Source organism: Arthrobacter sp. TJ-170, assembly GCF_058269305.1.
Map to the genome: position 1 here is coordinate 401,996 of NZ_JBZCNL010000002.1, position 25,793 is coordinate 427,788.

22 protein-coding genes are annotated in these 25,793 nt (G+C 63.1%); 7 read left to right on the forward strand and 15 right to left on the reverse strand.

Annotation, left to right across the window (positions count from 1 at the left end):
• Positions 1-39: 39 nt before the first annotated feature.
• Positions 40-1,131 (reverse strand): succinyl-diaminopimelate desuccinylase, encoded by a 1,092-nt coding sequence (gene dapE / locus AC4D1W_RS05825; protein ID WP_490889498.1) that lies wholly within the window; start codon positions 1,129-1,131, stop codon positions 40-42.
• Positions 1,132-1,203: 72 nt separating this feature from the next.
• Here dapE and dapD point away from each other — a divergent pair, with 72 nt between their 5' ends.
• Together dapD and AC4D1W_RS05835 are read left to right on the forward strand one after the other, a co-directional pair.
• Positions 1,204-2,178 carry a 2,3,4,5-tetrahydropyridine-2,6-dicarboxylate N-succinyltransferase gene (gene dapD / locus AC4D1W_RS05830; protein ID WP_490889499.1) on the forward strand — a complete coding sequence of 325 codons (975 nt, stop codon included), beginning with the start codon at positions 1,204-1,206 and terminating at the stop codon, positions 2,176-2,178.
• 8 nt (positions 2,179-2,186) lie between these two features.
• Positions 2,187-3,056, forward strand: a complete 870-nt coding sequence (locus tag AC4D1W_RS05835; protein WP_490898112.1) for a hypothetical protein — start codon at positions 2,187-2,189, stop codon at positions 3,054-3,056.
• A 9-nt stretch (positions 3,057-3,065) separates the two neighbouring features.
• Here the strand turns inward: AC4D1W_RS05835 and AC4D1W_RS05840 are convergent, their stop codons facing one another.
• A complete protein-coding gene (locus AC4D1W_RS05840) occupies positions 3,066-3,677 on the reverse strand; it encodes a hypothetical protein (protein WP_490889503.1) in 612 nt (203 codons plus the stop codon).
• Positions 3,678-3,879: 202 nt separating this feature from the next.
• On the opposite strand from AC4D1W_RS05840, the gene galE reads away from it, so the two are divergent.
• Complete coding sequence (gene galE / locus AC4D1W_RS05845) at positions 3,880-4,893, forward strand: UDP-glucose 4-epimerase GalE (protein WP_490889505.1); 1,014 nt, start codon at positions 3,880-3,882, stop codon at positions 4,891-4,893.
• A 92-nt stretch (positions 4,894-4,985) separates the two neighbouring features.
• On the opposite strand, the gene AC4D1W_RS05850 is transcribed toward galE, so the two are convergent.
• The 3 genes from AC4D1W_RS05850 to fdxA all read right to left on the reverse strand — a co-directional run bounded on the left by AC4D1W_RS05850 (position 4,986) and on the right by fdxA (position 7,875).
• Positions 4,986-6,269, reverse strand: coding sequence for a citrate synthase (locus tag AC4D1W_RS05850; protein WP_490898113.1), 1,284 nt, complete (start codon positions 6,267-6,269; stop codon positions 4,986-4,988).
• 132 nt (positions 6,270-6,401) lie between these two features.
• A complete protein-coding gene (gene dapC, locus AC4D1W_RS05855) occupies positions 6,402-7,541 on the reverse strand; it encodes a succinyldiaminopimelate transaminase (protein ID WP_490889508.1) in 1,140 nt (379 codons plus the stop codon).
• Between the two features lie 7 nt (positions 7,542-7,548).
• Positions 7,549-7,875 (reverse strand): ferredoxin, encoded by a 327-nt coding sequence (gene fdxA / locus AC4D1W_RS05860; protein ID WP_309072692.1) that lies wholly within the window; start codon positions 7,873-7,875, stop codon positions 7,549-7,551.
• Between the two features lie 122 nt (positions 7,876-7,997).
• On the opposite strand from fdxA, the gene AC4D1W_RS05865 reads away from it, so the two are divergent.
• Together AC4D1W_RS05865 and AC4D1W_RS05870 are read left to right on the forward strand one after the other, a co-directional pair.
• Positions 7,998-8,240: a putative acetyltransferase gene (locus AC4D1W_RS05865; RefSeq protein WP_490898114.1), complete on the forward strand. Its 243-nt coding sequence runs from the start codon at positions 7,998-8,000 to the stop codon at positions 8,238-8,240.
• Positions 8,241-8,307: 67 nt separating this feature from the next.
• On the forward strand, positions 8,308-8,802 hold the full coding sequence (locus AC4D1W_RS05870) for an ArsR/SmtB family transcription factor (RefSeq protein WP_490889512.1): 495 nt from the start codon (positions 8,308-8,310) through the stop codon (positions 8,800-8,802).
• 29 nt (positions 8,803-8,831) lie between these two features.
• On the opposite strand, the gene AC4D1W_RS05875 is transcribed toward AC4D1W_RS05870, so the two are convergent.
• The 3 genes from AC4D1W_RS05875 to AC4D1W_RS05885 form a co-directional block, all read right to left on the reverse strand.
• Positions 8,832-9,296: a hypothetical protein gene (locus tag AC4D1W_RS05875; protein WP_490898115.1), complete on the reverse strand. Its 465-nt coding sequence runs from the start codon at positions 9,294-9,296 to the stop codon at positions 8,832-8,834.
• 25 nt (positions 9,297-9,321) lie between these two features.
• Positions 9,322-11,238, reverse strand: a complete 1,917-nt coding sequence (gene typA / locus AC4D1W_RS05880; protein ID WP_490889516.1) for a translational GTPase TypA — start codon at positions 11,236-11,238, stop codon at positions 9,322-9,324.
• 239 nt (positions 11,239-11,477) lie between these two features.
• Positions 11,478-13,313 carry an ABC transporter ATP-binding protein gene (locus AC4D1W_RS05885; RefSeq protein ID WP_490889517.1) on the reverse strand — a complete coding sequence of 612 codons (1,836 nt, stop codon included), beginning with the start codon at positions 13,311-13,313 and terminating at the stop codon, positions 11,478-11,480.
• 101 nt (positions 13,314-13,414) lie between these two features.
• Between AC4D1W_RS05885 and AC4D1W_RS05890 the strand changes: the two genes are divergently transcribed.
• Complete coding sequence (locus tag AC4D1W_RS05890) at positions 13,415-14,044, forward strand: PH domain-containing protein (RefSeq protein WP_490889518.1); 630 nt, start codon at positions 13,415-13,417, stop codon at positions 14,042-14,044.
• A gap of 62 nt (positions 14,045-14,106) precedes the next feature.
• On the opposite strand, the gene AC4D1W_RS05895 is transcribed toward AC4D1W_RS05890, so the two are convergent.
• From AC4D1W_RS05895 to ychF, 5 genes are all read right to left on the reverse strand, one after another.
• The gene (locus AC4D1W_RS05895; protein ID WP_490889520.1) at positions 14,107-15,129 is read right to left on the reverse strand and encodes an ABC transporter permease; all 1,023 of its coding nucleotides are present in this window, start codon (positions 15,127-15,129) and stop codon (positions 14,107-14,109) included.
• Entirely contained in the window at positions 15,126-16,667 is a 1,542-nt protein-coding gene (locus AC4D1W_RS05900) for an ABC transporter permease (RefSeq protein WP_490898116.1), read from the reverse strand. Before AC4D1W_RS05900 ends, AC4D1W_RS05895 begins: the two co-directional genes overlap by 4 nt.
• Before the next feature lie 199 nt (positions 16,668-16,866).
• Positions 16,867-18,633: an ABC transporter family substrate-binding protein gene (locus tag AC4D1W_RS05905; RefSeq protein ID WP_490889523.1), complete on the reverse strand. Its 1,767-nt coding sequence runs from the start codon at positions 18,631-18,633 to the stop codon at positions 16,867-16,869.
• Positions 18,634-19,121: 488 nt separating this feature from the next.
• Positions 19,122-20,813 (reverse strand): alkaline phosphatase D family protein, encoded by a 1,692-nt coding sequence (locus AC4D1W_RS05910; protein ID WP_490898117.1) that lies wholly within the window; start codon positions 20,811-20,813, stop codon positions 19,122-19,124.
• Positions 20,814-21,110: 297 nt separating this feature from the next.
• Positions 21,111-22,196, reverse strand: coding sequence for a redox-regulated ATPase YchF (gene ychF / locus AC4D1W_RS05915; RefSeq protein ID WP_490889527.1), 1,086 nt, complete (start codon positions 22,194-22,196; stop codon positions 21,111-21,113).
• A 98-nt stretch (positions 22,197-22,294) separates the two neighbouring features.
• Between ychF and AC4D1W_RS05920 the strand changes: the two genes are divergently transcribed.
• On the forward strand, positions 22,295-23,551 hold the full coding sequence (locus tag AC4D1W_RS05920) for a DNA recombination protein RmuC (RefSeq protein WP_490898119.1): 1,257 nt from the start codon (positions 22,295-22,297) through the stop codon (positions 23,549-23,551).
• Between the two features lie 24 nt (positions 23,552-23,575).
• Here the strand turns inward: AC4D1W_RS05920 and AC4D1W_RS05925 are convergent, their stop codons facing one another.
• Complete coding sequence (locus AC4D1W_RS05925; RefSeq protein WP_490898120.1) at positions 23,576-24,661, reverse strand: 4-hydroxy-3-methylbut-2-enyl diphosphate reductase; 1,086 nt, start codon at positions 24,659-24,661, stop codon at positions 23,576-23,578.
• 97 nt (positions 24,662-24,758) lie between these two features.
• On the reverse strand, positions 24,759-25,601 hold the full coding sequence (locus tag AC4D1W_RS05930; RefSeq protein WP_490898121.1) for a hypothetical protein: 843 nt from the start codon (positions 25,599-25,601) through the stop codon (positions 24,759-24,761).
• Positions 25,602-25,793 lie beyond the last annotated feature (192 nt).

Below are 25,793 nucleotides of genomic sequence, written 5' to 3' on the forward strand. Positions count from 1 at the left end.
CAGTAGATCCCTATCGCCGGCTCGCCTGGACCCACGGGTCTAGGCAAGCCAGTCGTTCAACGCCTTGAGGCAGGTCCGGATAGCGTCCGCGTGCACGTGCTCGTCGTCCGAGTGGGCAAGCAGCGGGTCGCCCGGTCCGAAGTTCACGGCGGGTATGCCGAGCGCGCTGAATCGTGCGACGTCGGTCCAGCCATATTTCGGTTTCGGCTCCGCACCGACTGCCTGAACAAAGGCAGCAGCAGCGGGATGGTTCAGTCCCGGGCGTGCGCCGGCAGCGGAGTCCGTCCGCTCCAGTTCGAAACCGTCGAGCAGCTCGCGTACGTACTGCTCGGCGTCTTCCGGGGACTTGTCCGGCGCGAAGCGGTAGTTCACCTCGACGACGGCGCGGTCCGGGATCACGTTGCCGGCGATACCGCCGCTGACAAGGACTGCATTGAGGCTTTCGCGGAAGTCCAGACCGTCCACGGACACCGTTGCAGGCTCATGGTCCCGCAGGCGGACAAGCACCTCGGCCATCTTGTGAATTGCGTTCTCACCCATCCATGCCCGCGCTGAGTGGGCGGCGCGCCCGGTGGTGGTGACGTTGAACCGCGCGGTTCCATTACAGCCACCTTCCACAGTGCCGTCGGTGGGTTCAAGCAGGACCGCGAAGTCAGCCTCAAGCAATGAGGGGTAGCTGTCAACCAGCCTGCCCAGTCCGCTGAGCGCTGCCTCGACTTCCTCGTGATCGTAGAAGACATAGGTGATGTCCCGTGAGGGTTCCGTCAGCGCAACAGCCAGGGCGAGCTGCACCGCAACTCCGCCCTTCATGTCGGTGGCGCCGCGCCCGTAGAGGACCTCTCCCTCCCACGAACTTGGTACCGTCCCGCGCGAGCCGGATATGCGGGGCAATGGGACCGTATCGAGATGCCCGGCGAGGATCACCCTTTCCCTTCGGCCCAGGGACGTGCGTGCAATGAGGGAATCACCGTCCCGGACCACTTCCAGGTGCGGGCACGAGAGAAGGACCTCCTCGACCGCGTCGGCGAGCACACGCTCATTCCCCGAGACGCTGTCTATGTCGATGATGTCCGCGGTGAGTTGCGCCACGTCGGCTCTGGGATCAAGGCTCGGGAGTTCGGAAGAAGTCATGGGCCCAAGCCTACTGACCGAGGGCACCGCGCCGAGCGAAGCGAGGTGCGGGAGGCCAGTAGAATGGACGCCATGACTGAGACGGCTTCCGCATCCCTGACCCCTTCCTCAACCGCACCCCGAACCGCTTTCGGAGTCGGACTGGCAACGCTGGCCGAAGACGGAACCGTGCTCGATGTCTGGTATCCCCAGCCGGTGCTTGCCGAAACACAGGCCGATTCGCAGTCGGAGACGCTGTACACCGAACTCGCCGCGATCGCAGCCCCCGATGCGCTCCGGGGCGTGACCCAGGAAGTAGTGACCACTACTTCCTCGCTCGACGACGCCCCGACGGACGCAACTGATGCCTACCTCCGCCTTCACCTCCTTTCGCACCGTCTCGTGCAGCCGAACAGCATCAACCTCGACGGCATCTTCGGCTTGCTTGCCAACGTGGTGTGGACGAACTTCGGCCCCTGTGCTGTAACCGGGTTCGAAACCACCCGCCTCCGCCTGCGCTCCCGCGGCACGGTTGTGGTGTACGGCGTGGACAAGTTCCCGCGCATGGTCGATTACGTGATGCCTTCCGGCGTCCGCATTGCCGATGCCGACAGGGTCCGGCTGGGCGCGCACCTCGCCGAAGGCACCACCGTCATGCACGAGGGCTTCGTGAACTTCAACGCCGGGACTCTGGGCCATTCGATGGTTGAAGGACGCATATCCGCCGGCGTCATTGTGGGCAACGGGTCGGACATCGGCGGCGGATCGTCAATCATGGGCACTTTGTCCGGCGGCGGCAAGGAACGCATCAGCATCGGTGAGCGCTGCCTCCTGAGCGCCCAGGCGGGGATTGGTATCTCCCTCGGGGATGACTGCGTAGTCGAGGCCGGCCTGTACATCACCGCTGGAACAAAAGTCACCCTTCCCGACGGCTCGATCGTCAAAGCTGCCGAGCTTTCCGGACAGTCGGGTGTGCTGTTCATCCGCAACTCCACCACCGGCGTTGTGGAAGCACGGCAGCGGTCAGGCCAGGGAATTGCGTTGAACGCAGCGTTGCACGCCAACTAGGAACCGGCGTGCTCCAAACCAAAGCGCAAGCCCCACGACGGCGCCGGCTCCGCGCGGCCGGTGTGCTCACCCTGTTGACGGCTGTGGTCGGCGGCGGAGCTTATCTTGCTGTCACGCAACTGAATTCGTCCGAGGTGCTGGTCCGCGAACGGTGCAGCGCAGTCGTCGGAACCGACACCTACGAACTAGGTCCGGAGCAGGCGGCGTACGCGTCCACGATCGCGGGGGTTGCTGTGACCCGCGGTTTGCCGCCGCGGGCCGTCTCCATTGCGCTGGCCACCGCCGTGCAGGAATCAGGTCTTCGCAATCTCGATTACGGGGATCAGGCAGGACCAGACTCGCGCGGGTTGTTCCAGCAGCGCCCATCGCAGGGCTGGGGCAGCGAGGAGCAGGTGCAGGATCCCATTTACGCCGCCGGCGCGTTCTATGACGCGCTGGTCACCGTGCCGGGATACCAGGTCCTGCCCATCACCGAGGCTGCGCAACTTGTCCAGCGAAGCGCGTACCCCGACGCGTACGCCGACCACGAGCCGGAGGCGCGCGCCTTTGCATCGGCGTTGACTGGCCAATCCCCCGCTTCGCTCAATTGTGTCCTGCGCAAGCCGGAGGGGTCCGGCAACGCGGCGGGTGCTGTGGAACGCCTCTCCGCCGTCTTCCCGGCCCTCCCAGTTGCGGCTACGGAGCAGGGCGTCGTGGCCAGCGCATCCGGCTCCACAGGATGGGCTGCGGCGCAGTTCGCAGTGGCGCATGCCAGAGAATTCGGGATCACCTCTGTTTCCCATGCGGGTCTGCAGTGGAACCGCGGAGAGGGTGGCTGGAGCACCGCTGAAACGCAGACCGGCGAGGTGCTCATTACGGTCGCCGAGGTTCCCGCCTAACAGCGGAACTCAGGCAATGAACTCCACGACGGGCTGAACATAGCTGCGGAACGCTGCCTCATCGTCGCAAAGGTTCTCGCTCATGATGAGCATGTCCGGTTCAACGAACCATGCCCGAGGCTCGCCCAGCGGCAGTTCAACCAGCTCGAGGCTGAAGTTTCGGGCTGACCTGCCCAGCTCGAGTTCGCGTTCCTCGACGAGTTCAGCGAATCCCGGCCAGTGGCCGATTGAAGCACCGCTCCGCGTCCGGTTCCGTCTCTCCTCTTCCCACCCCTGAACCCAGGCCAGGGCGGTGCCGAAGTGTGCGTGGGTGTACCGCTGAAGGGCCGGCATGGCCTGAAACTCAGGAAAATCGGGGGGCGTCGGGAACTCCCGGTTACGCCCGCGATCGCACACGAGTTCGTACCACCAGGCCTCCCACTCAAGCTTCAGGGCCGCCATCCCGCCCACCGCGCGGACGGTTTGCCGGGGGTCCGTGCAATGTACGGCGGGCTTCAGCGGTGAAACGGCCGGAATCCCGACCATCCCGAGGCCGGCGCAGTCCCGCAGGTAGAGCGCAAAACACATCATCGGCGACAGGCGCGAGCTCACCTCCCAGGAGGTCGCTCTATTGACGTGCATGCGGTGTCCTGCCCTCTCCGCCGACGGTCCCCGGCCGGCTCGCGCGTGGTCCTCCAAGGGTAGACCGATAGGGCTGAAAGTCTCCAGAGTCCGGGGCACCCGCTCTGTTTGACTTGAGCGCGCACGCCGGACCTTCCCGGACGCCCGCGGCCTCCCGGGCCCGCTTCGCTCGATCCGGCGCCCGGTCGGTAGGCTTGAGCACATGAAGATACTCGTCACCGGCGGAAGCGGTTACATCGGCTCGCACACCACACTGGCGCTTCTGGAGGCGGGTCACGACGTCGTTGTCGTCGACAATCTCTACAACTCAAGCGAAATCGCCCTCAAGCGCGTGGAAGAGTTGGCAGGACGCGAACTGAGCTTCCGCAAGGTGGATCTGCTCGACGAGCATGCGCTCGACGATGTCTTCGACACCGAAGCGGTTGACGCCGTCATTCATTTCGCCGGGCTGAAGGCCGTGGGTGAATCAGTGGACAAGCCGTTGTTCTACTATCACAACAACGTCGGCGGCACGCTGAACCTGCTGCGCACCATGGACCGCCACAATGTCCGCACGCTCGTCTTCAGTTCCTCGGCCACCGTGTACGGTGCCTCGGAAGAGGTTCCGCTGATCGAGAAGATGCCGCTGGATGCCACGAACCCCTACGGGCGCACCAAAGAGCAGATCGAAGATATCCTGACCGACGTCGGTGCCTCCGACGGCCGCTGGAACATTGCCCTGCTGCGCTACTTCAACCCCGTCGGCGCTCACGAGTCCGGGCGTATCGGTGAGGACCCGACCGGGGTTCCGAACAACCTGCTCCCTTTCGTGGCGCAGGTTGCGGTCGGCAGACGCGAGAAGGTCATGGTCTTCGGTAACGATTACCCGACGCCCGACGGCACTGGAATCCGCGACTACATCCATGTGGTTGACCTTGCCGACGGCCACGTCGCTGCGCTGAACTTCCTCACCACCCACTCAGGGGTTCACCGCTGGAACCTGGGAACCGGCAACGGATCCTCCGTACTCGAGGTTCTCGCGGCGTTCTCGAAGGCTGCGGGGCATGAGATCCCCTACGAATTTGCTCCGCGGCGACCCGGAGACGCAGCTGTCAGCTATGCCGATCCCTCTTCAGCCCTGGCCGACCTGGGCTGGTCCGCCCACCGGTCACTCGACCGGATGTGTGAGGACCACTGGCGCTGGCAGAAGAACAACCCGCAGGGCTACGCTTCCTGACCTGCCCCTCCGGGACCCCAGGTACGACGGCGGCCGGTTGCCTTCGCTGCGAAGGTAACCGGCCGCCGTCGTACTGATACCGCGCGCTTGCCCTAGCGTGCGGGGTAGTTCCGCTCTCCGGCGCCCGTGTACAGCTGGCGGGGACGGCCGATCTTGGTCTGGGGGTCCTGCATCATTTCACGCCACTGCGCGATCCAGCCCGGCAGGCGTCCGATCGCGAAGAGCACCGTGAACATCTTCTCGGGGAAGCCCATCGCCTTGTAGATCAGGCCGGTGTAGAAGTCTACGTTCGGGTACAGCTTGCGTTCGATGAAGTAATCATCGGCGAGGGCCTTTTCCTCGAGCCGCATGGCGATATCCAGGAGTTCGTCGTTGCCGCCGAGCTTGGAGAGAATCTCGTGGGCGGTAGCCTTGACGATCTTTGCGCGCGGGTCATAGTTCTTGTAGACACGGTGTCCGAAGCCCATGAGCTTCACGCCGTCTTCCTTGTTCTTGACCTTCTCCATGAAGTCCTCGGGCTGCATGCCCTTGGCCTGAATCTCGCGGAGCATGTTCAGCACAGCCTCGTTGGCGCCGCCGTGCAGCGGACCGAACAGCGCGTTGATGCCTGCGGAAACCGAGGCGAACAGGTTCGCGTTGGAGCTTCCCACCAGACGGACCGTCGAGGTTGAACAGTTCTGCTCATGGTCGGCGTGGAGGATGAGCAGCAGGTCGAGGGCCTTGACCATTGTGGGATCGAGGTCGTAAGGCTCCGCCGGGAGGCCGAAGCACAGGCGCATGAAGTTCTCCACGAGATTCATGGAGTTGTCCGGGTACAGCATGGGCTGGCCGATGGACTTCTTGTGTGCGTAGGCGGCGATGACTGGAAGCTTCGCCATCAGGCGGAAGGTGGAGAGCTCCACCTGCTCGTCGTCGAACGGGTCCAGCGAGTCCTGGTAGAAGGTGGAGAGCGCGGAAACGGCCGAGGAGAGCACCGGCATGGGGTGCGCATCGCGCGGGAAGCCCCCGAAGAAGCCCTTGAGCTCCTCGTGCAGCAGCGTGTGGCGGCGGATGCGCTGATCGAAAGCGTCAAGTTCCGTCGGTGTCGGCAGTTCGCCGTAGATGAGCAGGTAGGAGACCTCGAGGAAACTCGAGTGCTGCGCCAGCTGATCAATCGGGTAGCCCCGGTAGCGCAGGATCCCCTCGTCGCCGTCGATGTAGGTGATCGCTGAGGTTGTGGCCGCGGTGTTCATGAAACCGGGGTCGAAGGTCACGGAGCCGGTCTGCTTGAGAAGCTTCGAGACATCGTACCCGTGGTTGCCCTCTGCCGCTGGGATCAGCGGGAGGCTCAGGCTTCCTCCGTCAAACTGGAGTGAGGCGCCGTTGTGCTCAGTCATTGACTCTCCTTGTGGAGCTTATGTGAAAGCATGCGAGATTGGCTGGATCAGCTTAGTCAGCTAAAACGCTACCGGCACTAGCACCTCCAGCACTAATCCGTGTGGCCGTCGTTGTGCAATAGCAACATGGCGTCAGGTTCGCAGACGGGCAGCAGCAGCAGCGACTCTTTCGTCCGAACCCGTGAGTGCGACCCGGACGTACCCGTTTCCGGCATCACCATAGAATGTGCCGGGCCCGACGATGATCCCGAGCTCCGCGAATCGCTTCACCGAAAGCCAGGTATCCTCTCCGGCGGTGGCCCAGAGGTAAAGGCCGGCGTCGGAGTGGTGGATGGTCAGCCCGAAAGCCTCAAGCGCGGGGATCAGTTGCTCCCGGCGGGCGCGGTAGAGGTCTTTCTGCGCGGCAACATGCTCATCGTCGGCGAGGGCTGCCCGCATGGCTTCCTGAACCGGGAAGGGAACGATCATTCCCGCGTGCTTCCGTGAGTTGATGAGGTTCGGCAGTACGGCGCTGTCACCGGCCACGAACGCCGCACGGTACCCGGCGAGGTTCGACTGCTTGCTGAGGGAGTAGACGGACAGCAACTGGTCCGTGGATCCGCCGCTGACCCTCGGATCGAGGATGCTGGGCACCGGACTGCCGCCCTGCGCGGGATCCCAGGCACCCCAGCCCAGCTCGGCATAGCATTCGTCGGAGGCCACCATGGCGCCGAGCGCACGGGCGTCCTCGACGATGCCTCGCAGCGCCTCCACATCGTGCACCGCGCCGGTTGGGTTGGACGGCGAGTTGACCCATACCAGACGCACCCTGGCGCGGGTATCGGCGTCGAGATCGGCAAGTGAATCCGCGGCTACCGGTGTTGCGCCGGCGAAGTGTGCGCCCATGTCATAGGTGGGATAGGCAACCGTAGGGCGCACGACGACGTCGTCCGCTCCCAGCCCCAGCAGGGTGGGCAGCCAGGCGACGAGCTCCTTCGAGCCGACAGTCGGCAGGATGTCAGCCGGATCCAGGCCCTCAACACCACGACGGCGGCGGTACCACTCGCTGATTGCTTCCCTCAGCTCCACGGTGCCGTGAGTAGTGGGATATCCGGGTGCGTTCGATGCATCACAGAGCGCGCGCTGGACGATCTCCGGGGTGGGGTCGACGGGCGTGCCGATCGAGAGGTTGACGGCGCCGTCGGGGTGCTGCTGGGCTTCCTGAACGTAGGGCGCCATGGCGTCCCACGGGTAATCCGGCAGATTGAGCCCGAAGGTCCGGTTCGGGGTCACGCTACTGTCACGCTTCCTGGTTCTGCGGCGGCAGGGCGGCGATCATCGGGTGGTCCTTCCCGGTATTGCCCAGCTTCGCGGCGCCGCCGGGCGAACCGAGGTCATCGAAGAACTCGACGTTCGCCTTGTAGTAGTCGGCCCATTCCTCCGGAGTGTCGTCCTCGTAGTAGATCGCCTCCACCGGGCAGACCGGTTCGCACGCTCCGCAGTCCACGCACTCATCCGGATGGATGTACAAGGAGCGTTCACCTTCATAGATGCAATCGACCGGGCATTCCTCAATACAGGCCTTGTCTTTCACATCCACGCACGGCTGTGCGATTACGTAGGTCACTTCCCACGCCTTCCCTAGGATTCTGGTGCCGATACCGGCTCTTCGTCGCTGTCCCAGCTTAACGCAACCGGAGTTGGGATCGGCATCGGCCGGCACCCGCCGTAATATGACACGCTGTGCGCATGACCAACGCGGCTGCAGCACTCCTGACGTCCCTGCCGCTGGGGACCCGCGTCGTCGTCCGGTATCGGATCGAGGGGGGCCTCACCGACGCCCTCGGCGATCTGATCGCCCGCGACCCAGTTTCCTGCACCGTGGCTGCGCGGCGGGGAGACGTCGTCGTTCCCCTTGACGCGGTGACCGCCGCGAAGCCGGTGCCGCCTCCGCCCCCACGGCGGGCTCCGCGCGTCGCGCCGCCCGAATGAGAGCGCCCGCAGATGCGCGATTGACTAGATTCAATCAGTGCACGCCTGCTGACGTATGCTTTTGATTATGGCAACTGATGAGGACGTCCAGGCCCGCGGCAGGGCGTTGAGCTCCCCCGTTCGGCTCAGGATCCTCCGGCTCTGCCTGCACAAGGCGCGCACCAACAAGGAGATAGCCGAGGTCCTGGATCTGAACCCGGCCACGGCGCTGCACCACGTACGGACCCTCCTCGCGACCGGGTTCCTGCGGGCTGAGGAACCCCGCTCGGGCAACCGCGGAGCGAAGGAAATCCCCTACCGCGCTACCGGATTGTCCTGGGGAAGCCGGATGCCCAATGCGGCGCCCGTACTTGTCGAGACGTTCCTGCAGGAGATCGACGGACTAAGTCCCTCGGAGATCGATGTCTGGCGTCTCGGCGTACGCCTCAATGACGCCAACCGCGCCGAAATGATGGAGAAGATCCGCAACGTGTTCGAGGAATATGCACAGCGGGAATCCGATGAAGACGGCACGGCAACGTCCATCATGCTTGCCCACCATCTGGACCGCACAGCCGACTGACCGGCCTGAAGGGCTGGGTCCAGCAAGCGTTAGGGTCGCTGCGAGGGGCGCAGGGCCCACCAGGATACTGCCACGGCGATGATCGTCCCGACGGCCAGCCCCACCACCCACACGTAGCCGGCAACGGCAACCGGCGGCAGTTCGCCCTCTACCTCAACTCCGGCGGCAATGACGTCACCAGCGGAGAACGACGCCGTGAGGCCCACCAGAGCGTACGCAACCATCCCGGTCAGGGCTGCGAAAAACACCCCGCGAGCCGACAATGCGACAAACACGGCAACACTGATAGCCAGCACTACCGCAGCAAGCGCACCCACCGGAAATCCGACGCCGCCCACGTACCAGATCTGGGCGTGAAGGGCCGTTCCCAAACCGGCGGCGAGAACCCCGCCCGCTACTGCAGCCAGCATCGCGCGCCACCGCCGGCGGCGTGAACTTAACGGAACGACGACGGCGGCCGGGTGGCCGCCGTCGTCGTCCTTATGCTTCTCCACGGATTCGCCGGAAACCGGCCGGTCCCTACGCCCGGGCGCGTGAGCGCGCTGCGCGCATACGCTCATTGGCGTCGAGGATGACCTTGCGGATGCGGATGGCCTCGGGAGTCACCTCCACGCACTCGTCCTCGCGGGCGAACTCCAGCGATTCTTCGAGGGTCAGCTTGCGTGGAGGGGTCAGGTTCTCGAAGCTGTCGGAGGAAGCGGCACGCATGTTGGTGAGCTTCTTTTCCTTGGTGATGTTGACGTCCATGTCGTCGGCGCGGGAATTCTCGCCGACGATCATGCCCTCGTACACCTCGGAAGTGGGTTCAACGAAGAATGACCCGCGCTCCTGCAGGTTGATCATCGCGAACGGCGTGACCACGCCGGACCGGTCCGCGATCATCGACCCGTTGGTCCGGTACTCGATGTCGCCGGCCCAGGGCTCATAACCCTCGGAGTAGGAGGACGCAATGCCTGCGCCGCGGGTGTCCGTGAGGAAGCGCGTGCGGAAACCGATGAGGCCGCGTGCAGGAACGATGAACTCCATGCGGACCCAGCCGGTGCCGTGATTGGCCATGTTGGTCATGCGGCCCTTGCGTGCAGCCATCAGCTGCGTGACACCGCCAAGGTATTCCTCGGGAACGTCGATGGTCATGTGCTCCATCGGCTCGTGGATCTTGCCGTCGACGGTCCTGGTGACAACCTGCGGCTTGCCCACGGTCAGTTCGAAGCCCTCACGGCGCATCTGCTCCACGAGGATGGCGAGCGCGAGCTCACCACGGCCCTGCACTTCCCAGGCATCCGGGCGCGCCGTGGGGAGGACCCGCAGCGACACGTTGCCGATGAGTTCCTTGTCCAGGCGGTCCTTCACCTGGCGGGCGGTTACCTTTGCGCCCTTGACCTTCCCGGCAAGCGGAGAGGTGTTGATACCGATGGTGACGGAGATAGCGGGGTCATCCACGGTGATCAGTGGCAGGGGCTGCGGGTTGTCCACGTCCGTCAGGGTTTCACCAATGGTGATGTCCTCGATGCCTGCGACGGCAACGATCTCACCGGGACCGGCTGAGTCAGCCGGCACGCGCTCCAGCGCCTTGGTGGCGAGCAGTTCGGTGATTTTGACCGTCTTGAGCTCACCGTTCTGGCGCGCCCAGGCCACGTGCTGGCCCTTGCGGAGGGTTCCATTGAAGATACGCAGCAGCGCGAGGCGCCCGAGGAAGGGCGAGGCATCCAGGTTGGTCACGTGCGCCTGCAGGACCCCGTTGGGGTCATAGCTCGGCGCCGGGATGTGCTCGATGATGGTCTTGAAGAGGGGCTCAAGGTTGTCATTGGCCGGGGCGCTGCCATCTGCAGGCTGCTCAAGGGAAGCTGCACCGACGCGTGCTGCGGCGTACACAACCGGGACGTTGAGGACGGAATCAAGGTCCAGGTCGGGAACCTCGTCCGACAGGTCCGACGCGAGGCCGAGGAGCAGGTCCATCGATTCGCTGACGACCTCGTCGATTCGGGAGTCGGGGCGGTCGGTTTTGTTGACCAGCAGCACCACGGGCAACTTCGCCGCGAGGGCCTTACGCAGCACAAACCGGGTCTGCGGCAGTGGACCTTCCGAAGCGTCCACCAGCAGGACCACGCCGTCAACCATGGAGAGACCGCGCTCGACCTCGCCGCCGAAGTCGGCGTGACCGGGGGTGTCGATCACGTTGATGGTGATGCGCTCACCGTTGGCGGAAGGCCCTTCGTAGAACACCGTGGTGTTCTTGGCGAGAATAGTGATGCCCTTTTCCCGCTCCAGGTCACCGGAGTCCATGACGCGATCCGCAACTTCGCCGTGGCTGGCGAAGGAGTTGGTCTGCCTCAGCATCGCGTCAACGAGCGTCGTCTTGCCATGGTCTACGTGCGCCACGATGGCAACGTTACGGAGGTCACTGCGGATTGCAGTGTTGCTCGTGGAAACAGACATGCGGAATGACTCGCTTCTTGGGGGTCGGGATCAGCGTCAGGTAAAAAATGAGAGCGGGCGGCACAGCGCGCACTACTACCAGTCTAAGCGTTAGGCAAAAGATGGCCTAACGAGGATACGCGCACCTCTTGAAAGAACCTTCCATAGCCACGATCCAAACGACAAATTAAACGACGACGGCGACGCCCTCCCCCCGCTGGAACGCGGAGGAGGGCATCGCCGTCGTTGGCTGGATTGGGTTACTCCGCCGAGGAAAGCAGCCGCGCGCGAAGCTCCCGCCGCTCGCGCTGCTTTTCCGGATCCGGCAGCGGCACGGCGGCGAGCAGCCGCTGGGTGTACGGGTCCTGCGGGTTACGGAGGATCTGGTCCCGGGTTCCCTGCTCGACGATCTTCCCTCGACGCATCACACAGATGTGGTCGGCGAGAACGTCGACCACCGCAAGGTCATGCGTCACGAACAGGCAGGCGAAGCCCATCTCCCGCTGCAGGTTCTGAAAAAGCTCCAGCACCGTTGCCTGGACGGAGACATCGAGTGCGGACGTGGGCTCGTCTGCCACCATGAGCTTGGGCTTCAGCGACAGAGCACGGGCAATGCCCACGCGCTGCTTCTGTCCGCCCGAGAGTTCATGCGGGTAGCGGTTGCGGTAGGAACGGGGCAGTTCCACCTGGTCCAGCAGTGTCTCGATGCGCTTCTGCAGCTCGGCGCCCTTTGCCTCTCCGGCGAGGAACATCGGTTCGCCGATGCTTTCGCCGATCGGCAGGCGCGGGTTCAGCGATGAGGACGGGTCCTGGAAGACCATGCCGATGTTGCGTCGTACCGCCCCGAATTCGCGGGAGGTGGGCTTGAACCCGGAGATGTCGGTGCCCACAACACGCAGCGACCCTTCCGCCACCGGGAGCAGCCCAACGGCCGCGCGCCCGATCGTGGTCTTGCCGGACCCGGACTCCCCCACCAGGCCCATGACCTCGCCGGGACGGATGCTCAGGGTAGCGTTCTCCACCGCCCGGAATGCCGGAACCCTGCCTTGCTTGGGATACTCGATGGCTACGTTCACCAGTTCCAGAACTGCCTCGCCCCGGCTCTCCCGCTCCGCCTGGACTTCCTCTTCCAGGCCCTGTAGCACAGCACGTTCGCGACGCTCGAGCTCTTCTGCATCCACACCGGCGAGGTCCGACTTGGTGGCGGCCGCGAGGGCAGCCGTGATGTCGACGTCGTCGCTGCCACCAGCCAGGCCCTGGCCAAGGTGCGGCACGGCAGCCAACAGGTCCCGGGTATAGGGGTGTTCGGGCCGGCTGAAGATCTTTTCTGCCGTTCCGGTTTCAACGATGACGCCCTTGCGCATGACAGCGATGCGGTCGGCAAGGTCAGCGACAACTCCCATGTCGTGGGTAATCAGGACGATGGCGCTGTCGAGCTTGTTGCGCAGGTTGCGCATCAGATCGAGGATTTCCGCCTGGACGGTCACGTCAAGAGCAGTCGTGGGTTCGTCAGCGATGAGGAGCTTTGGATCACAGGAGAGCGACTGCGCGATCATTGCACGCTGTCTCTGCCCGCCGGAAAGCTGGTGCGGGTAGGAACGGAACGCCTTCTCCGGGTCGGGAAGCTCCACCATGTCCAGCAGTTTGATGGCACGCTGCCTTGCTTCATCGGGCGACATGGCATTGTGCAGCCGGAGGGTCTCGACAATCTGGAATCCAACAGTGTACACCGGGTTGAGCGCCGTCATCGGCTCCTGGAAGATCACCGCTACCTCATTGCCCCGGACCTCCCGGAGCTTGCCCGGCGACAGGTTGAGAATCGACCTGTCGTTCAGTATCACCTCTCCGGTGACCCGGCTGTTGCTGGGCAGGAGACCGAGCAGGGCCATCGAACTGGCGCTCTTGCCGGAACCGGATTCACCGACGATGGCAAGCACTTCACCGGCGTTGACGTAGTAATTGAGGTCGATGGCCGCTGGGACCCATTCCTTCTCGACGCCGAAATCGACGCTGAGATTCCGAACTTCGAGCACGGGGCCGCGAACGGATGATCGCGATTCCCTGCTCCCGTCACCGTCAATGATGTCGTGGGTCATAGTGCTGTCCTTCCACTGTGTGACCGTGCGAACGGCGCACTCAAGCGGGCTGTTTGCCCGCAGATTACTGCGCTGATCCTGAATGTTGGAAATATAGGGGTATGAACTCGCCGACCGGCCCTACCCGGACCACCGTTTTCCGCCCACGCAGCAGCCGCTGGATACTCGCGGTTGCCGCCGTCATTGTCGCTGTGGGTCTGGTGGCTTCCATCGTGACGTCCGGACCGCAGGCGCTCGCTACCGCTGCTCCCCTGCTGGCTGTAGCCGCCATTGCCTGGTGGCTGTTCTGGTACCCGGCTGTGGTTGTCGGACCGGTAGGAGTTGAACTGCGAAATCCGGTGCTGACCATCGATGTTCCGTGGGCCGGGCTGATCCACGTCGACACCAAGTACGCGCTGAAGCTGATCACTCCCGCAGGCAGCTACACGGCGTGGGCCGCGCCGGCTCCGGGCGTCCGTGGAACCCATGCTGGCAAGCCGGAGCACATGCAGAACCTTCCGGGAAGCAGCTACGGAGCAGGGGGAAGCGTCCGCCCCGGGGACCTGAGCAACACCGACTCCGGACTGGCCGCCCTGCTGATCCGGACTGAATGGCAGCGACGGATCGACAACGGACTGATCGACGTCGACGCCACAGATTCCGCCCGTGTGGAGCGCCGGATCAACTGGCAACCGCTCGGCGTGGTCGCCGTCCTGCTGCTGCTGAGCGTGTTTACCTTCGCTCTGCAGTGACAGCAGGCCGACGCCGCGCGGGCGGGTGACGCTGATAGGCGCCCGTACCGTAGGACGGCTCATCAGGCGGGCTTCCTCGGCTCTGCAGCCTTCTTGGCGTTGAACTTCTTCTGCCGTGGATCGAAGGCATCCCGCAGACCGTCGCCAATGAAGTTGATGGACAGGCAGATGATCACGATGAAGAGGCCCGGCCACCAGAACAGCCACGGACGGGTGCTGAACGCAGCCTGGTTCGCGCTGATGAGGCTACCCAACGAGATGTCAGGAGCCCGGACTCCGAGGCCAAGGAAGGACAGCGCCGTCTCCAGCAGAATTGCGGAGGCCATGACCAGGGTCGTGTTGACGATGATCACGCCTACCGCGTTCGGCACAATGTGTTTGAAGATGATTCGCGTGTTCGATGCCCCGGCAATGCGCGCTGCGTCGACGAACTCGCGTTCGCGAAGGCTGAGGAATTCGCCGCGGACCAGACGCGCGAGGCCGGTCCAGATGACGAACCCGACAAACACTCCGAGCAGAATGACACCGGCACTGCCGCCGAAGATCGTGCCGAAGAAGGTTCCGGGTCCGGAAATGGAGTTACCGAAGGTGCCCAGGACAGCCGCGATGATCACGAGCGGGATGATGATGATGACGTCTGTGAGACGCATCAGCACAGCTTCAACCCAGCCCCGGAAGTAGCCTGCCACGCCACCGATGACTACGCCGATGATGCCGCCGACGATTCCGATCAGGAACATCACGATCAGGGACAGCTGCGCACCACGCATTGTCATGGCGAACAGATCGCGGCCCACCCTGTCCTGTCCGAAGGGGTGGTCGCCGAAATCGAAAGGTAGCGTCCAGGTGGGAGCGCCCGTGGGATTGGAAAGTGGAGGGGTTTGAATATAGTTCCACTTCCACCAGCCCGGGATGCCGGCGTAGCCGACGGACGTGAAGGCAAGGATGACGACACCGATGAAGATAATAAGGCTCGCCACCGCGGCAGTGTGTCCGAAGAACCGCCTGCGAACGATCTGGCCCTGGCTGAGGCCTTTGGCTTCTTCCGGCGTCGCCTGCGTTGTTTCTTGTGCTGTAGTGCTCATGCTTTCACCCTTACGCGCGGGTCAAGAACGGAGTAGACAAGGTCGGCTACCAGGTTGAAGACCAGAGCCACGATGCCGGTGATCAGGAATACGCCCATGACCGGGTTCAGATCCTGTCTTTGAAGTGCCTGTACGAACAGTTGACCCATGCCGCTGAAAGCGAAAACCTGCTCGGTGATGATAGCGCCGCCGATAAGGGCACCGATGTCAAAAGCAACGAGGGTGGCCAGAGGAATCAGCGCGTTCCGGAAGGCGTGACGCATGACGACTGTCCGCTCGCCCAGACCCTTCGCCCGTGCGGTGCGGATGTAGTCCTGGTTCATGATTTCGAGCATTGATGCGCGTGAGTAGCGGCTGTAACCGGCGAGCGAGATAAGCATCAGTGCGATGGTCGGCAGCAATAGGTGGGTGTAGGTGTCCAGCCCGCGAATCCAGAAATCGCCGCTGAGGTTCGGGGTGGCCGAACCGATGGTGGCAATGGGACGACCGTTGATGCGGTTGTGGTCGAAGTAGGCGGGCCATGCCTGCATGAAGCGGTCGAGCAGGATCAGAAAGCCCATGAGGAACGCAGTCAGTCCGGCGGAGGTCATATTCTGGCGCCTGTCGTAGCCGCCCATGAGGTATCCGACGGCGATGCCGATGAGAACAGTTGCGATTCCGAGCAGGACAATCATCAGCAGGGTTGCCCGGCTCAGCAGGGGCTGCACCGCGAAGTAGGCAACGACACCGATTCCGACAACAATCAGAGAGCTATAGAGCGCCTTGCGGTTCTTCAATCCGGCGGCAAGGAGTGTGACGCCGTAGGCGATACCGACCGAGAGTAATGCGATGACAATCGGGCCGAAGCCGGGCGTGAGGAACCAGCCCGTGAAATCAAGGAACCAGGCCAGCGCGGCTGCAAAGCCGAACCCGATGGCGGCCCACGTCAGGCGCCGTTTAAGGGTTCCTGCTGTGCTCAGGTAGAAGAGGAAGGCTACAACGAGACCACAGAGCACTGTGGCGACCGGGCCGATGTCGGGCTCGTTCAGGAAGTTGTTGAAACCGATGGCTCCGAACTCCTTCAGGAGCACCGCCACCCAGAAGACAGGAAGGGAGAAGAAGAGGAACGCCATGAACGTAACGCCGTAATCCAGGCCACTGTATTGGCGAAGTGCTGTCACGATGCCGAGCGTGATCCCGATGATGATCGCGAGGATGGTTGCAGCAGTGACAAGGAGGATGGTCTGTCCCATCGCGCGTCCCAGGAGCTGGGTCACTTCAATACCTGTCACGCTATTGCCGAGATCGCAGGTCATGGCAAACGGGACGACGCAGCGGACGGCACCTGACAACCACGTGAAATACCGCAGGACGGGCGGGACGTCGAGATTCAGCAGATCGGTCCGCTGTTGGATGAGCTGCTCACGGTTGGGGGCGTTGCTTTGGCGCAGATCCGCGAGTGGATCTCCTGAATATGCAGTCAGGATGTACACGAGGAACGAAGCGCCAAAAAGTATGAGTACGGCGGCGATCAGCCGCCTGACAATGTATGTCACCATGGTCTTTTTGGCCTCAAGGGGTTAGGTAACGGGTTGTGCCCGATATGTTGGATTTTTGAGTGTAATCCACGTTACGTTTCGTAAATGTTCGGTATTCGCCAATCGCTGCGACTTTTCCTGAGCGCCCGAAAGCGCTGGGGCCAATGGTGCGACCCCAGCGCTTTCGATCATCCAGCGAAGGCGGGTGGTACGGGAGCGGTTAGGCTACCGCCCAGTCCCAGAAGTTCCACCAGATCCCAACGAGGCCGGGGTTGAAGGTCAAACCCTGGACCTGCTCATCGGCTGCGTTGATGCCGATGGACTGGAAGAAGGGCAAGCCGTAGCCCGTTTCAAAGAGGCGGGTGTCAACGGTGGTCATCAGTTCCTGCTGTTCGGCAGGGTCTGTGGTGACAATCAGCTCGTCCATAGCCGCCTGAGCCTCTTCGTCGCAGAAGCCGTTGAAGTTGGAGGCCGAGTCGCAGCCGTAAAGCTGCGGTACGCCGCTCACACCGACGCCGGGGCTGACCCAGCCGAAGATGGTTGCATCGTAGGTTCCGCCGCCGAGGGCTGCGCCCCACTCGTTGCCGGGGAGGCCGCCGTTTACGACCTTGAAGCCGGCCTGCTCAGCACTTTCCGCGATCAGCGTGTAGGCGTCAACACGGTTCGGGTTATCCGCGTTGTACATGATGCGCACCTCAGGTGTTGCACCGGCGAGCAGTTCCTTTGCCTTTTCGATGTCAGGCTCAGCGAATTCTTCTGATCCGTTCACCTGCACCGCGGCCTCATAGCCCTCGGTACCGATGTCGAAGATCTGCGAGTTGCGCGGCTCGGCATCAGGATCCAGTGGACCGATCACCGACGAAACGATTGAGTCCCGGGGAATGGTGTGCATGAAGGCACGGCGTACGTTCTCATCCTCGAAGACGCCCGAGTAGTTCAGGTCGATGTGGTCGAAGGAAAGTTCTTCGCCCTCAAGGATCTGCACTCCGTCGATGGCTTCAAGTGAGCTGAGGGTGTCTGCCGATGCCTGAGGCTGAATGATGTCAACCTCACCGTTCTGCAGCGCCTGAACCTGTGCATTGGCGTCCGCAATGTAGCGGATGGTGATCTCGTCCAGCGCAGGCTCGGGGCCCCAGGCGTAGTCCTCGTTGCGGACCAGTGTCATGGACTGGTCAGGAACCATGTCCTGAACGATGTACGGTCCGCTCGACAGGTACAGCGCCGGGTCGGACGGCAGGGTGGTGGTGTCGAATGCTGTGTTCCAGTACTCGGCTACGGCCTGGAGCTCGGGGCGATCCTCCGGGTTCTCGGGATCCCCGGCGGGAGCAGTCTGGAGGAGTTCAACGAGGGCGTCCTCGTCGGCCAGTCCGCCACCGGTAGCAACAACATGCGCCGGAGTGTCGAGGACATCGAAGGCAATTTCGTAGTCAGCGTACGGTTCGGAGTATTCGAGGGTCAGCGTGCGGCCGTCTTCGCTGATCTCGGGCAGCGAAGTCAGTCCGAGACCGCTGGTGTCACCGGCGTATGCAAAGTAGGTGGTGCCCGTCTCAGCCTCGGCGTCTTCGTCATCGAAGTATCCGGACTGGATGGCCCAGGACAGAAGGAGGTCGCCGGCGTCGATGGGCTCGCCATCCGACCAGGCGACGCCCTCGTTCACGGTGTACTCCACCGTGAGCGGATCTTCCGAGGTCACCTCGTACGTGCCGAAATCTTCATTGCGGACGACCTCGAGCGCGTCGTTCACGTAGTAGAAGCTGCCATGGGTCAGGTAACTGACCTTGCCGTTGATATCGACGTTGCCGGTGGCACTGTCAGAGTTGAACGAGGTGAACGGGTTGACCTCGGCAACGGTTACCGCACCGCCAGATGCTTCGCCCCCGCCCCCCGTCCCAGGGTCTTCGCCGCCGCCACTCTCGGCGCAGGCGCTCAATGCAAGCGCAGCGATTGCAGCTACACCTACGGCTTTGGAAGTACGTCCGAAACGCATTCCGCCTCCTTGTTTCATGTTGTGGAAGATGTCCTTCATGGTTTTACAAAGGACTGACACGCACTTCGATGATTGAAAGTGGCGTGCCTCACATGAAAAGAAGCATAGGCCGATTTTGTTACTGTCAGGTATCAAACGCGAATGGCGAATATGGTTGTTACCGAGATGCAACCAAATTTGACCAACGGAGCACCGCGAAGCAACGGGACCGATAACGGCGTTCCACAGGAGCGGGCCGGAGGGTTGGGTTTCGGACCTCACCGTTGAAGCGGAACTTCACCACGTCCCGCCACTCAGGAACGCATGGCTCGCCAGAGGTTCTTCAGGTCGAGTCAGTCCACGACTGCGGCCGCGACGCACCCGAAGCCGGTGGTGGTGGCGGCCCAAATCATCTGAACCGGCCAAGCACGGACCGGATCGGCGGACCGTACTGGAGCGGAGGACGGCGGCGGGCGGCTGGAAGCACGGCGCCAGGGCCATTGGCAGCACTACCGCTCCGGTGTCAGCACCTTGGAGAAGACCGTGGCGCCGTTGGCGTTCCGCAGGCTTACGGTGAAAGTGTCGTCCTCCAATTGGACATGCCCGAAGAATTGGTTCTCGCCATTGCGCGGTGATTCGCCGGGGAAGCGTCCGGCCTTGGAAAACACCACCTCGGGGCCGAAGGTACCGTCCATTGCACTGGGCCCGAACGAACCTGCGGCGATCGGCCCTGCCACGAATTCCCAGAACGGGTCGAAATCGGTGAACGCGGCTCGTGCGGGCGAGTAATGATGTGCGGCGCAGTAATGCACGTCGGCGGTCAGCCAGATCACGTTCTTCACCCGTTTCCGCTTGAATGCGCTCAGCACCCCCGCGATCTCCAGTTCCTTGCCCAACGGAGCACCGTGATCCCGGTTGGCGAGGCTCTCCTGGTTCACCGGACCGTCGGGCACGATGATGCCCAGCGGCAGGTCCGCGGCGATCACCTTCCAGGTGGCCTTTGACTTCGTCACCTCGCGGATGAGCCAGTCCACCTGCTCCTGCCCCAGGATGTTGGTGGCGTAGGGTTCCTTGCCGTCGGTGTTGGGAGACTTGAAGGTGCGCATGTCCAGGCAGAAAACGTCCAGCTGCGGGCCGCGGTTGATCTTCCGGTAGATGCGGGCGGGCTGGTACTGGCCTGCGTCGTCGAACTTCCCCGGCCTCCACAACGTGGCACTGTCGGTGATGGGCATGTTCTCCTGCCATGCCTGCCGCCCGCGTGCTGCCAGGGTGTTGACGTCCCGGACCGTGTAGCGGGGATCGTCCAGGATTTCGCCGGGGTACCAGTTATTGGTGGTCTCGTGGTCATCCCAGTTGGCGATCACAGGCACGTCGGCAAACATGGCGCGCATGTTGGCGTCCATCGAGTTGTACCGGTGCCGGCCACGGTATTCAGTGAGAGTTTCGGCCACCTTGGACACCTCCTCCGTGACGAGGTTCTTCCATACCTGCCCGTCCTTCTCCACCACGGTCTCGGCCAGAGGCCCGTCCGCGTACACGGTGTCGCCGGAATGGATGAAGAAGTCCGGGCGCGTTTGGTGCATAGCCCGGTAGCCGCGCATCCCGCCGATCTCCTCATTGATGCCCCAGCCCTGGCCGGCCGTGTCACCGGTCCAGACAAAGCTCTGTGCGGACGACGCCGGCACTTCTCCTCCGTTGCTCCCTCCACCGGTGCGGCCCTTGCGGTTGTACGTCCCGGCGTCGGGAGCCGTGAGGAAGGTTCCCCGAACCGTCTCGCCGGCAGCGCCGTCGTCGTCCTCAAAGCTGATCTCCAGAGCAAAGCGCGTGTTGGACGGCAGGTTGCCCGCGTGGATCTTGGTTGTGAAGTCGGAGGCCTGGGTGGCGCGGGGCCCCCGCAGGGTGCGCTCAAACGCGCCGCGGCCGCGAAGGACCTCGCCGCCATCGTTCACTGCGCGCAGGACCGCTGTCATCTGGCCGGCACCCGACGAACGCGACCACAACACCGCCGAGGCCGAGGTGACGTCGCCAGTTGCGATGCCACTGGGCAGTGTGAGTCGGTTGCGGACCAGCGCTACGCCGGCGGGGGACCGGGTGGGTGCTGCGGCGTTTGCCGCGGCGGGAACGGAGGCCAGAGCGGCAGCCAGGACTGAGCCCTTGGCGAGGGTACGGCGAGAGATGCCAGCACGGGAGTTGGAAGTCATTTCCTCAGGGTTTCGCCCCCCGGAGCATGGACTCTTTCCTGCAGGTGAATGACCGGTAAGCCCGGGTTGAACAGTAGGGCGGACCCCGCTGTGGCCAGCGTCATGGGGCCGATGGTGTTGGGTCGAGGTTGCTTGCTAGCAGCACGATCCCGGACACTTCGCCTGGGCATTGACCCACAGCTCGTGCCGAGACCTCTGCGGTCTGGTTGACCGGTCGAGCTTAGGGATTTTCCCGCAGCTGAGCAGAGCGACCTGGAACGCCCGATTCGTTCAACCAGACATTGGACTGGAATTTAGCTATACATTGAAGCGGAATTCCACCACATCTCCGTCGGACATGATGTATTCCTTGCCCTCTATCCGGACCTTGCCGCGGGACTTGGCTTCCGCCATGGAGCCTGCCGCCACCAGCGCCTCGAAGGAAACAACTTCGGCCTTAATGAAGCCGCGCTGGAAGTCGGAATGGATGACGCCGGCGGCTTCGGGTGCGGTTGCCCCCTTCCGGATGGTCCAGGCGCGCGCTTCCTTCGGTCCGGCCGTGAGGTACGTCTGCAGTCCGAGCGTGTGGAAACCGACACGGGCGAGCTGATCGAGCCCGGACTCTTCCTGTCCGTTCATCTCGAGCATTTCCCGTGCTTCCTCGGGATCCAGCTCCACCAGGTCGGCTTCGAGCTTGGCGTCGAGGAAGATGCAGTCCGCGGGTGCGACCAGGGCCGCCAACTCGCTCTGACGCTCGGCGTTACCGAGCACCGAGTCATCGGCATTGAAGACATAGATGAAGGGCTTGGCCGTGAGCAGGCTGAGCTCCCTGAGGTGTTCCATCTCCAGCTTGTCGCTGGCGACCGACGAGAAGATGGTGTCGCCTCGTTCAAGAACTGCCTGAGCTGCCAGCATCGCGGAGAGCTGCGCAGCTTCGCGCTTCTTGATCTTCACTTCCTTCTCCACGCGCGGGATTGCCTTCTCCAGCGTCTGCAGGTCGGCGAGGATCAGTTCGGTGTTGATCGTCTCCATATCCGACACAGGATTCACTGCACCGTCGACGTGCACTACGTCGGGGTCATCAAAAACACGCACTACCTGGGCGATCGCCTCTGCTTCACGGATATTGGCGAGGAACTGGTTGCCGAGACCTTCACCTTCCGAGGCTCCCTTGACGATGCCGGCGATATCCACGAAGGACACCGTCGCGGGCAGCACCCGCTGGGAGCTAAACAGCTCAGCAAGCTGCCCAAGCCGCGGGTCCGGCAGGTTCACGACTCCAACGTTGGGCTCGATCGTTGCGAACGGGTAGTTCGCGGCCAGGACAGTGTTCCTGGTGAGCGCGTTGAAGAGAGTTGATTTGCCGACATTGGGCAGTCCGACGATGCCAATAGTAAGAGCCACGGGAGAACAGTCTACCGTCGCATGGCCTGAGCGCGACGCGGCTCCTGACAACATCGGCGTTAGCCGGAATTGTCAGAGGCACCTGACATGGTGGAGCCATGGACGGAAACACTCTTTTTCCCGTGGTGCTCGCCGCAGTGCTGGGCCTGGTAATCGGTGCGGGCATCGCCGTTGTGCTCCTGCGTCCAGTCCTCTCCGGGCTCCGGAGTGAACTGGACGACGCCGGCTCGCGCCTGGGCAATACGGTGTCTGCCCGCGCGGCCGCGGAGGCAGAGAACCGGCTCCTTCACATACAGAACCGGCAGCTCCTTGAACAGTCAGGCCAGGACCAGTCGGTATTGCGTGCCATCGCACCGCTGGCCGACAAACTCGGGCAGGTCCAAGCGCATGTGGGTCAGCTCGAACGTGAGCGGGCACAGCAGTTCGGGCAGCTCGCCCAGCAGTTGCAGGAGGCTCAGCTTTCCGACTCGAAGCTTTTGTCGACCACCCATTCGCTGGCTTCCGCCCTCCGCAGCACCACAACTCGCGGGCAGTGGGGAGAAGTGCAGTTGAGGCGGATTGTCGAGGCCGCCGGGATGCTCCCCCGTGTGGATTTCTACGAGCAGGCTACCCTCACCATCGCTTCCCGGGACGGCTCTTCGAACAGCGCACGCCCCGACATGATCATCCAACTACCGGGAAACAAGCAGATAGTTGTGGATTCGAAGGTGCCGCTGGACGCCTATCTGCAGGCCCAATCCTGTTCTTCGACGGAAGATCATGAGAGTGCCGGTCTGGAGGAGGCGCGCCGCAGGGAATTCCTGTCCCAGCACGTCAAGGCAGTTCGTGCCCATGTGGATGCCCTTGCGCGGAAGAAATACTGGGAGGGCACGGACAACTCCCCCGATCTGGTGGTGTGCTTCATTCCACTGGAGTCGGTCCTGTCCAGTGCGCTGCAAACGGATCCCGCATTGTTGGACTACGCCTTCGCGCGCAACGTGGTGCTGGCCTCGCCCGTGTCGTTGCTCGCCATCCTGAAAGGCGTCGCCTTCAGCTGGCGCCAGGACGTTCTTACGGAAAACGCGAAGGAACTGTACGACCTCTCGCGGGAGCTGTATGAACGGCTCGGCACCATGGGCTCGCACATCACCCGTCTCGGCAGTTCGCTCAAGAGCTCGGTGGAGAAGTACAACTCCTTCGTGGGCACGCTGGAGTCCCGGGTGCTTCCTACGGCTCGCCGGATCAATGCGTTCGAGCCTGATGAGAGTGATGCCGGGCTCACAACCAAGGCCGTCGAGACGACTCCCCGCCTGCTCAGCGCGCCGGAACTTATCGACACCGAATCGGAAAACGAACGCGTGGAAAGGTCCGCGTGAGCAAAGCCCGCGCCGGGGATCAGTTCAGGAGGTCAGGCGCTGCCCGCGTCCACCCAGCCCGCTGGAGGGATCCCCCATGGCTTTGAGCGCCGCACGGATTTCTTTCGGCAGCGAGAAGATGATGTCTTCCTCAGCCGTCACCACTTCTTCGACGTCCGCGTATCCATAGTCGGCGAGCAGTCTCAAAACATCCTGTACCAGGTTCTCCGGAACGGACGCGCCGGATGTAACGCCGACTGTTGAAACTCCTTCGAACCAGGATTCATCCACTTCGTTGGCGAAGTCCACCCGGTGTGAAGCCGATGCGCCGTACTCGAGCGCTACTTCGACCAGCCGAACTGAGTTGGACGAGTTCGCCGACCCCACCACAATGACGAGGTCAGCGTCGGGTGCAATCTTCTTGATCGCCGCCTGACGGTTGGAGGTGGCGTAACAGATGTCGTCGCTGGGAGGATCCTGCAGCGTCGGAAACCGTTCCTTCAACAGCGCCACCGTCTCCATCGTTTCGTCAACGCTGAGTGTGGTCTGCGAGAGCCAAATCACCCTGTCAGGATCACGGACAATGACCTTGTCCACATCTTCGGGCCCATTCACAATCTGGATATGGTCGGGGGCTTCTCCAGCGGTCCCTTCCACTTCCTCGTGACCGTCGTGACCGATCAGCAGGATGTCGAAATCGTCCCGTGCGAATCGCACTGCCTCACGGTGGACCTTCGTCACTAGCGGGCACGTCGCGTCGATGGTCCGCAGATTCCGCTCCTCCGCAGAGCGAACCACTGCCGGGGAGACACCGTGCGCCGAGAACACGACAAGTGCTCCTTCGGGAACCTCGTCGTTCTCTTCGACGAAGATCGCACCCTTCTCTTCCAGCGTGGACACCACGTGGAGATTATGGACAATCTGCTTGCGCACGTATACCGGCGGGCCGTAATGGGCCAGCGCCTTCTCGACGGCGATGACTGCGCGGTCAACTCCCGCACAGTATCCGCGGGGCGCTGCCAGGAGGACCCTGCGCGGTCCGGCAACCGGCGCGGCAGCGTGCACTTCTTCCGGTGAACGACGCTTGCGGGGCACCGAGGGCATGGGTACCGATACAGCTGTGGTGGACATATCTCCATGCTAACGGCCCAGACACGCCGGTTCGGCGGGGGCGGGCAGCTGTCCGCTGAGAGCCGAGGGGATGCGGCGGGTCAGCGGGGTTGGTGACCTACCTGCGTGAGCCGATCAACAGCCGGCCGACGATGCCTGCAACCATCAGCAGTATCCCGGCAGCTGAGGCGGCAAGGCACCATTCCTGGAAGTCGCTGACTGCGCGCGCAATGAACACGTCCCTGAAAGTATCCGCCACTTCGACTCCCCCAGTGCCCTGGTTCGCCAACTCTGGCCCGAAGCCGGCGGCGAGCCACCACCCGGCTCCGACAAGCAGAACTCCGAGACCGAGGACGGCGAGCGCAGTGCTGCGACGGCGCGCCAGGGCGAGCGCAAGCAGTGCACCCACCAAGGAGGCGATTGCCAGCGCCGGCCACAGCTCTGCGGCCGTTTCGGCCCGATCCACGAGGTCGAACTGGTCCGTGTCGCCGACTTCCAGAAGCGTCTGCTCGGATGCGGGGACGTCGATGCCGAATTGACCACCAATTTCAGCAGTCATCAGCTCTACGAGCGGCGTGACATCAAAAATGAAAAACGGGGAAGACCCGGGCTCGTTCGTTGTTTGCCCCTCGTCCGTGAAGGTGATGGCATGCGACCGGCGGAGTGTCTCCTGCCACGCCTCATCGAACTCGGGCTGTTGGGTGATGCCTTCCATTACGTCCCTCAGGAGGGGCTGGACCATGTCGGTCATTCCGAAAGGCAGTTCAACCCCGGCAGCTGCCTCTTCGGACATTGTTTCAGCGAGTGCGCCGGTGAATTCCGCGTCATCGGCGAGAGGCGCGGCGAGATCCACAAACCCCTCTTCAGCGACCACGTTGAAAGCGATCCAGGCGCTGGGCAGGGCCACAGCGCCGAGCACCAAGGCAAATAGGACGAAGAAGGCCGAGGCGGCTGTTCTCATCAGCTCCCGCTCCTTTGATCGACGGTCCTACGATTATGCCTGCAGGATTCATGCGTGTGCAGGAACCCCGGCCGCGAACCTTTTCGCGGTGTTCTGCTCCTGCACATCGGCGCATCCGGTACCGCCGATGTCAGGGGCACCTGATAAACATTAACCAGTAGAGCAGGTTGTATCGGGAGGATGCGGTAATTC